At 74.2% G+C, this 8,551-nt stretch carries 9 protein-coding genes; 8 read left to right on the forward strand and 1 reads right to left on the reverse strand.

Annotated features, from left to right (window positions below):
- From C1I97_RS25125 to C1I97_RS25160, 8 genes are all read left to right on the forward strand, one after another.
- A partial coding sequence (locus tag C1I97_RS25125; protein WP_146608281.1) for a tetratricopeptide repeat protein occupies positions 1 to 608 on the forward strand: 608 nt, incomplete at its 5' end.
- A gap of 73 nt (positions 609 to 681) precedes the next feature.
- A complete protein-coding gene (locus C1I97_RS25130) occupies positions 682 to 2,250 on the forward strand; it encodes a phytoene desaturase family protein (protein ID WP_181446901.1) in 1,569 nt (522 codons plus the stop codon).
- A 98-nt stretch (positions 2,251 to 2,348) separates the two neighbouring features.
- Positions 2,349 to 2,540 (forward strand): DUF2795 domain-containing protein, encoded by a 192-nt coding sequence (locus C1I97_RS25135; protein WP_111005446.1) that lies wholly within the window; start codon positions 2,349 to 2,351, stop codon positions 2,538 to 2,540.
- A 141-nt stretch (positions 2,541 to 2,681) separates the two neighbouring features.
- Positions 2,682 to 4,181 carry an acyl-CoA synthetase gene (locus C1I97_RS25140; RefSeq protein WP_111005447.1) on the forward strand — a complete coding sequence of 500 codons (1,500 nt, stop codon included), beginning with the start codon at positions 2,682 to 2,684 and terminating at the stop codon, positions 4,179 to 4,181.
- Positions 4,182 to 4,262: 81 nt separating this feature from the next.
- Positions 4,263 to 4,505, forward strand: coding sequence for a DUF397 domain-containing protein (locus C1I97_RS25145; RefSeq protein ID WP_111005448.1), 243 nt, complete (start codon positions 4,263 to 4,265; stop codon positions 4,503 to 4,505).
- 138 nt (positions 4,506 to 4,643) lie between these two features.
- On the forward strand, positions 4,644 to 5,546 hold the full coding sequence (locus C1I97_RS25150; protein ID WP_111005449.1) for a universal stress protein: 903 nt from the start codon (positions 4,644 to 4,646) through the stop codon (positions 5,544 to 5,546).
- The gene (locus C1I97_RS25155; protein ID WP_111005450.1) at positions 5,543 to 5,722 is read left to right on the forward strand and encodes a hypothetical protein; all 180 of its coding nucleotides are present in this window, start codon (positions 5,543 to 5,545) and stop codon (positions 5,720 to 5,722) included. The genes C1I97_RS25150 and C1I97_RS25155 overlap by 4 nt, the downstream gene beginning before the upstream one ends.
- A gap of 64 nt (positions 5,723 to 5,786) precedes the next feature.
- A complete protein-coding gene (locus C1I97_RS25160; RefSeq protein ID WP_030166146.1) occupies positions 5,787 to 6,284 on the forward strand; it encodes a hypothetical protein in 498 nt (165 codons plus the stop codon).
- A 61-nt stretch (positions 6,285 to 6,345) separates the two neighbouring features.
- Here C1I97_RS25160 and C1I97_RS25165 read toward each other — a convergent pair whose 3' ends face one another.
- On the reverse strand, positions 6,346 to 8,328 hold the full coding sequence (locus C1I97_RS25165; protein ID WP_111005451.1) for an N-acetylmuramoyl-L-alanine amidase: 1,983 nt from the start codon (positions 8,326 to 8,328) through the stop codon (positions 6,346 to 6,348).
- Between the last annotated feature and the right edge of the window lie 223 nt (positions 8,329 to 8,551).

Genomic DNA, 8,551 nt, shown 5'->3' on the forward strand with positions numbered 1-8,551 from the left:
ACGCGGGCCTGCGGCTCGGGCACCTCGGCCGCTGGGCGGAGGCCGGCGAGGTGCACCGCGCGGTCGCCGGCGACCGCGCCCGCCTCCTCGGACCCGACCACCCCGACACCCTCGCCAGCCGCTACGAGGCCGCCTTCGCCCTCAGCCGCACCGGGCGCGCCGCCGACGCGCTGCGCGCGTACAAGCAGGTGACCGCGGCCCGTATCCGGGTACGGGGAGCCGACCACCCGGACACGCTCGCCGCGCGGCAGGAAATGGCCTACGTGCTGGGCCGGTTGGGCCGTCACCTCGACGCGCACCAGGTCTATGCGGCGGTGCTCGCCGCCCGCGAGCGCACCATGGGCCCGGACCACCCCGACACCCTGGTCAGCCGCCGCGAGGTCGCCGTGGGCCTCGGCTGGCTCGGCCGCTGGGCCGAGGCGCTCACCGAGTACCGGCGGGTGGCCGCCGCCCGCGAGCGCGTCCTGGGCGCCGGCCACCCCGACACGCTCACCAGCCGCGACGACGAGGCCCACTGCCTCCAGCAGCTCGGCCGCGGCGCGGAAGCCGCCGAGCTCCACCGCAGGACGGCCGCGCTGCGCGGGCGGCGGCCGGCCGGCGGCCCCTGACCCCGCACCCGCCCCCGCACACACGGCGTACGGCGCCCTGGCCGGAGCGGATCACCGCGTGCTACGAAGAACCATGAGCGCACACGAGGCACACGGGACGTACGACGCCGTCATCGTCGGCGGCGGGCACAACGGGCTGGTCGCCGCCGCCTACCTGGCCCGGGCCGGACGGTCGGTGCTCGTGCTGGAACGGCTGGACCACACCGGCGGCGCGGCCGTCTCCACCCGCCCGTTCGCCGGCGTGGACGCCCGGCTGTCCCGCTACTCCTACCTGGTCAGCCTGCTGCCGCGGAAGATCGTCCAGGACCTGGGCCTGGACTTCCGGCTGCGCACCCGCACCATCTCCTCGTACACGCCCGTCGAACGGGACGGTGCGCCCACCGGGCTGCTCGTGGGCGGGAGAGAGGAGCGCACCCGCGAGGCGTTCGCCCGGCTGACCGGCTCCGAACGCGAGTGGGAGGCCTGGCAGCGCTTCTACGGCATGACCGGCCGCCTCGCCCGGCGGGTCTTCCCCACGCTCACCGAGCCGCTGCCCACCCGGGAGGAGCTGCGCCGCCGCGTCGACGACGAGGAGGCCTGGCGGACCCTGTTCGAGGAGCCGATCGGCGTCGCCGTCGAGGACCGCTTCGCCGACGACCTGGTGCGCGGCGTGGTCCTCACCGACGCCCTCATCGGCACCTTCGCCGACGCCCACGACCCGTCCCTGGCACAGAACCGCTGCTTCCTGTACCACGTGATCGGCGGCGGCACCGGCGACTGGGACGTACCGGTCGGCGGCATGGGCGCCCTGACCGACGCCCTCGCGGCCGCCGCACGCCGGGCCGGCGCCGTCATCGCCACCGGTCACGAGGCGGTACGGGTGGCGAGCGACGGCAGGAGCGCCGAGGTCACCTACCGCACCCGGGACGGCGAGGGCACCGTCGGCGCCCGGCACGTCCTGGTGGGCGCCTCCCCGCAGGCCCTGGCCACGCTGACCGGCGACACCCCGCCCGAGCCCGCCGAGGGCGCCCAGCTGAAGGTGAACATGCTGCTCAAGCGGCTGCCCAGGCTCCGCGACACCTCCGTCGACCCGCGCGAGGCCTTCGCCGGCACCTTCCACATCGCCGAGGGCTACGAGCAGCTGGCCGCCGCCCACGCCCGGGCCGCCGCCGGCGAGCTGCCCGCCGTGCCGCCCTCCGAGATCTACTGCCACTCCCTGACCGACCCCACGATCCTCGCCCCCGACCTGGTCGAACGCGGTTACCAGACGCTCACCCTGTTCGGCCTGCACACCCCCGCCCGGCTCTTCGCCCGCGACAACGACGCCGTCCGCGACGAACTGCTGAAGTCGACGCTCGCGCAGCTCGACGCCCACCTCGCCGAGCCGCTCGCCGACTGCCTGGCGACCGACGCCGAGGGGCGGCCCTGCATCGAGGCGAAGACCCCGCTGGACCTGGAACGGGACCTGCGCCTGCCCGGCGGCAACATCTTCCACCGGGCGCTGAGCTGGCCGTACGCCCAGGAGGGCACCGGCCGCTGGGGTGTGGAGACCCGGCACGCCAACGTGCTGCTGTGCGGCGCGGGCGCGGTGCGCGGCGGCGGGGTCAGCGGGGTGCCCGGGCACAACGCGGCCATGGCGGTCCTCGAAGGCCAGGGCGGCTGAATGCCCCCGCCCGGGCGGGGCACTCCGAGAGGGCGAAGACATCCGTACGAACCGGCCGCCCCCGCGGACGGCCGTACCACCCCCCACGGGAGGCTCCCATGGCCGACCTCAGCCCGATCGACCTGCAGAAGGCCCTCAGCGGCATGGACTACCCGACGGACAAGCAGCACCTGGTGGAGCGTGCCCGCGAGAACAAGGCCGACCAGAAGATCGTCAGCCGTCTCGACGGACTGAAGCAGGACCACTTCGACGGACCGAACGAGGTGCAGAAGGCCGTCTTCAACGAGTGACGGCCGCGCTCTCGAGTCCGCGAAGCCCCACGTGGGCCCGTCGTCCCGGCCCGGGGCGGCGGGCCCACGGCGCTGTCGGCGCTGCCGTGTGGGCGCACGGGTTCTTGACCTCCTCTCCCGGCGGGCCGAGGATCATGTGCCATGACGCCTGGACACGGGAGCACGGTCGACGGAATCCTGCGGCGCAGCGCCCGGCGCACCCCGGCGCGGGTCGCCGTCGAGTACGGCGGGCGTTCGTGGACGTACGCCGAACTCGACGACGCCGTCTCCCGCGCGGCGAGCGTCCTGCTCGACCAGGGCCTCGGCCCCGGCGACCGGGTCGGCGCCTACGGCCACAACTCCGACGCCTATCTGATCGCCTTCCTCGCCTGCGCCCGCGCGGGCCTGGTGCACGTGCCGGTCAACCAGAACCTCATCGGCGACGACCTCGCCTACATCGTCGGCCAGTCGGGCAGCACGCTGGTCCTCACCGACCCGGACCTGGCCGGACGACTGCCCGCCGGCACACGGACGCTGGCGCTGCGCGAGGCCGACGACTCGCTGCCGGCCCGGCTGCCCTCCGCAGCGCCGTACGACGGCCCCGAGCCGCGCAGCGACGACCTGGTGCAGTTGCTCTACACCTCCGGCACCACCGCCCTGCCCAAGGGCGCGATGATGACGCACCGGGCGCTGGTCCACGAGTACCTGAGCGCGATCACGGCCCTCGACCTCAGCGCGGGGGACCGCCCCGTCCACTCGCTGCCGCTCTACCACTCGGCGCAGATGCACGTGTTCCTGCTGCCGTACCTGGCCGTGGGCGCCACGAACGTCATTCTCGACGCGCCCGACGGCGACCGGATCCTCGACCTGGTCGAGGCCGGACGCGCGGACAGCCTGTTCGCCCCGCCCACGGTGTGGATCGGCCTCGCGGGCCGCCCCGACTTCGCCACCCGGAACCTCGACGGCCTGCGCAAGGCGTACTACGGCGCGTCGATCATGCCGGTGCCGGTCCTGGAACGCCTTCGCGAACGCCTGCCGGAGCTCGCCTTCTACAACTGCTTCGGCCAGAGCGAGATCGGTCCCCTGGCCATGGTGCTGGGCCCCGACGAGCACAAGGGCCGGATGGACTCCTGCGGGCGGCCGGTGCTCTTCGTGGACGCCCGGGTCGTCGACGAGGACGGCAAGGACGTGCCCGACGGCACACCCGGCGAAGTCGTCTACCGCTCACCGCAGCTGTGCGAGGGCTACTGGGACAAGCCCGAGGAGACCGCGGAGGCCTTCCGCGACGGCTGGTTCCGCTCCGGCGACCTCGCCGTCCGCGACCCGCACGGCTACTACACGGTCGTCGACCGGGTGAAGGACGTCATCAACTCCGGCGGCGTACTGGTCGCCTCCCGCCAGGTCGAGGACGCCCTGTACACCCATCCCCGGGTCGCCGAGGCAGCCGTGGTCGGCCTCCCCGACGACCACTGGATCGAGGCCGTCACCGCCTTCGTCGTCCCCCGGGGCGAGGTCACCGAGGCGGAACTGATCGCCCACGCCCGCGAGAAGCTGGCCCCCTTCAAGGCCCCCAAGAAGGTCCTCTTCGTACCCGAACTGCCGCGCAACGCCAGCGGAAAGATTCTCAAGCGCGAACTGCGCGACCGGTTCGGCGGCGAATGACGCCCCTCCCGTGGCCTGTCGGCGGCCCGGTGCGATCGCTAGGCTGGCCCGCGGACGGACGGAATCGGGAGGAGCACGGACATGGCCGAGAGCACTGTCCAGCAGCACCCGCTCGCGGGATGGGACAAGCCGGAGCTGGATCTCAGCAACGCCGAGTGGCGGTCCAGCAGCCGTGGCCTGGGAGATGTCCAGATCGCCTTTGTCGAGGGCTTCGTCGCGATGCGCAACAGCGGTCGCCCGGAGAGCCCTTCCCTGATCTTCACCCCCGCGGAGTGGGGCGCGTTCGTGTCGGGGGCCCGGGAGGGGGAGTTCGACCTCACCTGAGGTGACGCCGGGCCGGAGCGCCGGTCCGGGGGGTGTGCCCCACGCTTTTCCGGACAGGTGACCTTGAAAGCCCCGCCCGGGCCGACGGCCGAACCGGTCCGGCCCGCGGGAAGGCCGCCGTCCGAGGAAGAGGAACCCATGAGCACCCCACCGGTCGTCGCCGCGGTCGACGGCTCCGACGACAGCCTGCGCGCCCTGGACTGGGCCCTCGACGCCGCCCGGAGACGCGGTGCGCCGCTGCGGGCCGTCCATGTGCGGCAGTACGCGGCCTGGGCGCAGCCCGACGTCCTGGTCGCCGGACCGCCCCGGGGCGACGACGACCCGGTGCTCGACCAGGCGCGCGCCCACCTCGAGGACCGCACCCGGGGCACCGAGGTGGAGTACGCCGGGTTGGACGGGCTGCCCGGCGCCCTGCTGCCCGAACTCGGCGCCACCGCCCAGCTGCTGGTGCTCGGCTCGCGCGGGCGCGGCGGCTTCGCCAGCCTGCTGCTCGGCTCCAACAGCCTGGCCGCCGCCCGCGACGCCGGCTGCCCGGTCGTCGTGGTGCCCCGGCCCGGCCGCGAGGTCCACGGCGAGGCACCGGGCGGGCCCGGGCCCCGCGTGGTCGTCGGCCTGAACGCCGACAGCCCCGACGAGGCCACGCTCGCTTTCGCCCTCACCGAGGCAGCCCTGCGCGAGGCCCGGCTCCAGGTGGTCACCGCCTACCCGTGGCCGGGCCCGACCTGGATGGCGCCCGGCGAGCTCGCCCCGCCCGTGATCGACCAGGAGGCCGTGGAGAGCGAGACCCGGGCCCTGATCGAGGGCCTCCTCACCCCGCACCGCACCCGCCACCCCGACGTGCGGACGGAGTCCTGGGTCGCACCCGGTGACGCGGCCGGCCACCTGGTCACCGCCTCCCGCGACGCGGAACTGACCGTGGTCGGCCGCCACCGCCGGCGCCTGCTGGCACCGGCCCGCATGATGGGCTCGGTCACCCAGGCCGTCCTCCTGCACGCGGCGGGCCCCGTCGCGGTGGTGCCGCCGTCACCTCCGGAGGAGTGACGGCGGCGGTCGGCCTGGCGGCGGTCGGCCTGGCGGCGGTCGGCCTGGCGGCGGTCGGCCTGGCGGCGGTCGGCCTGGCGGCGGTCGGCCTGGCGGCGGTCGGCCTGGCGGCGGTCGGCCCCCCTTCTTCCCTGCTTCCTCCCCGCCGCGCGGGACCGCTCGGCCGGCCCGGGTGATTCCACCGCGATTCCAGGGCCTCCCGCACGTCGCGGGGCAGGCCGGGGCACGTACCATGGCGGCATGTCGTTCCTCCGTCGCCGCAGCGCCACGCCCGCCGGGCCCGACTTCGACGTACTGGCCATGGACCCGGGCGACTGGCCCGGCAACCTCGGTGCCGGGCTGCTGCCCGCGCCCGACGGCACCTGCCAGGGCGTGTTCCTGCGCTACGACCTGTTCGGCGGTCGCGGCACCGCGATGATCATCGGCAACCTGCCCGAGGGCTCGCCGGCCCGCGAGGTCGCCGAGGGCGAGGTGCCCTTCGAGGTCGCCCAGCTGCTGCTGGCCCTGGAGAACGACGAGGAGGTCACCGTCGTCGGCACCGAGGACATGCCGGTGCTGCAGGGCGACAACCTGCTGATCGTGCGCCGGCTGAAGCTGTCGGAGAGCCGGATCTCGTGTGTGCAGTTCGACCGCAGCGACGGCGTCCTGGTGACCATCGCCGCCTGGGACCGCCCGATCACCGACGACCTGTACGCCCTGCTCAAGCCGCTGCCCGCCGAGCTGTTCCAGCAGGGCTGACCGGAAGCGGCGCAAGAGGGCCGGCCCCCGCGGGACCGGCCCCTCGTGCTCCCCGGCGCCGCTACGGAACCACCGACGGCTGCACCTGTACGTCGGCGGCCCGCACGAACGCCACCCGGTGGCCGAACTGGATCTGGTAGTACAGGTCCTTGCCGCTCACCACCCGGTGCGAGTCCGTGGCGAAGGTGACCGAGTAGTAGTACTCGCCCCGCAGCAGATCGCCCACCACGTACTTCTGGCCCGCGGGCAGTCTGTACGGCAGCGGCGACACCGACTGGACGGGCACGCCCGCCGGGTAGGCCTCCTTCTCCGGGTACGCCCTCCCGTACACCGGCACGCTGTCCAGCCCGGCCTTCGGTGTCACCACGGGCCCGGCCGCGTCCACGGCCGCCGGCTGCCCGGCCGGGTTCTGGAACCAGGCCTTCTGTCCCAGGTACCAGATCGCCGTCCAGTCGCCCTGCCGGCCGGCGACCGCGTACTGCTGGCCGGTCTCCACCCGGGAGGCGACGTCGTTCACGTCGGTCGTGGAGCCGCTGCCGTCCGGCCGCAGGCCGATGTCCTTGATCAGCGACGAGGACGTGTCGGGCTGCGAGTACAGCCGCACCGCGCTGGAGCCGTGCGCGGCGCACGGCTGGCCGCGGGTGACGCAGCCCGTGTACTCGGGCCGGTTCGCGGCGTAGTCGGGGCGGATCGTCACCATGCCGCCGTTTTTGCCAGCGGTCGGCTCCAAGGGGCGGCCCAGCAGCTCGAAGTAGTGCCGCCAGTCCCAGTACGGGCCCGGGTCGGTGTGCATGCCCGGGATGTTCCCGGCCGTCGGCCCCGGCACGGTGTCGTGGCCGAGGATGTGCTGCCGGTCCAGCGGGATGCCGTACTTCCCGGCGAGGTGCTTCACCAGCCGCGCCGAGGCACGGTACATCGCCTCCGTGTACCAGGCGTCCGGCGAGGCGAGGAAGCCCTCGTGCTCCAGGCCGATCGACTTGGCGTTGACGTACCAGTTCCCCGCGTGCCAGGCCACGTCCTTGGCCTTCACATGCTGGGCGATGTGCCCGTCGGTCGAGCGCAGCGTGTAGTTCCACGACACGTAGGTGGGGTCCTGGACGAGGTTGATGACCCCGTCCCAGCGCCCTTCCGTGTCGTGGATGACGATGTACCGGATGGACTGCGCCTTCGGCCGGTCGCCCAGGTCGTGGTTGCCGTAGTCGTCCCCGCCGAACTCCTCGTACGGCGCCGGGATCCACTCGCAGGCCACCGAGGCCGGGCACTCCGTACCGGCCGCGGAGACCCGGCGCAGACCCGTCCGGGCCAGCTGGGCGGTGTCGGGGGAGAGGCGGGGCAGCGCGGCCAGGACGATCCGCTGTCCGGCGTCGGTGACGCGCCGCTCACCGGAGCGGATCACGTCGTAGACGTCGTTGGCGTACGCCGCCGCCGTCGCGCTGTCGTCCGCGCCGGAGAACCGGGCCACCGCGCCGTACCAGTCGGCCGGGTCCTGGCTCAGCGGCTCGCCGAGCTCCCTCTGGGCGGCCGCGAGCAGGGCCGCGCCGCCCTCGATGTTCGCCGACTCGTCGTCGCGCAGCCGCTGAGCGGGGATCCCGGTCAGCTCGGCCGCCTTCGTCAGGGTCCGCAGCCGGGCGGGCAGCGCGGAGTTCTCCGGCACCTTCGCATCCGGGCGCAGGGCCGTACGCGCGCCGTCCCCGCGCGGGTCCTCCGCGCCCTCGCCGTGGTGCGGGGCCCCGGCGAGCGCGGTGCGCGCGTCGGTGAGGTGCATCGGCCCGTAGCCGCCGGTCACGCTCGGCGCGCCGCTGTGCCCGTCCCACCGGGACTGCAGGTACGACACGCCCATCAGCACGCCGAGCGGCACGTGGTACTCGGCCGCCGCGGACGCGAACGCCCGCTGCAGCCGCCCGGTGTCGTCCACGGCCGCGCCCGCGGACGGCGCGGTACCCAGCAGCGGTAACAGCAGTGCCGCCGCGGCGACGACACCCGCCGCTCTGCGCGTGCGTCTGCCTCCCGGCACGGGTCTGGGGTCGGTGACGGATCCTCGCAAGGAAGCCTCCTGGTGCGCTCGGGCGTGACGGGGCGTGCGGGGCCGGCGTGGGTCAGTGGTACCGGCTGTCGGACAATCCGTCAATCATGCGCGCGAGAAGGAGAGTTCCCACGTCAACGGCCTCCCCGGCGAGTTTCACCCGGACGCCCGTGAGGCCTGCGCGGCGTCAGTGGCGTACACCAATGGTCCCGGGAGGCACTGTTTCGAAAGGGAGGGGCGGGAG

It is taken from the genome of Streptomyces sp. NTH33 (assembly GCF_003236365.1).
Lineage (GTDB): Bacteria > Actinomycetota > Actinomycetes > Streptomycetales > Streptomycetaceae > Streptomyces.

Excerpts from the sequence above, each read along its gene's own strand:
- C1I97_RS25130 (WP_181446901.1), top strand. The coding sequence starts at position 682 with ATGAGCGCACACGAGGCACACGGGACGTACGACGCCGTCATCGTCGGC.
- C1I97_RS25135 (WP_111005446.1), top strand. The coding sequence starts at position 2,349 with ATGGCCGACCTCAGCCCGATCGACCTGCAGAAGGCCCTCAGCGGCATG.
- C1I97_RS25140 (WP_111005447.1), top strand. The coding sequence starts at position 2,682 with ATGACGCCTGGACACGGGAGCACGGTCGACGGAATCCTGCGGCGCAGC.
- C1I97_RS25145 (WP_111005448.1), top strand. The coding sequence starts at position 4,263 with ATGGCCGAGAGCACTGTCCAGCAGCACCCGCTCGCGGGATGGGACAAG.
- C1I97_RS25150 (WP_111005449.1), top strand. The coding sequence starts at position 4,644 with ATGAGCACCCCACCGGTCGTCGCCGCGGTCGACGGCTCCGACGACAGC.
- C1I97_RS25160 (WP_030166146.1), top strand. The coding sequence starts at position 5,787 with ATGTCGTTCCTCCGTCGCCGCAGCGCCACGCCCGCCGGGCCCGACTTC.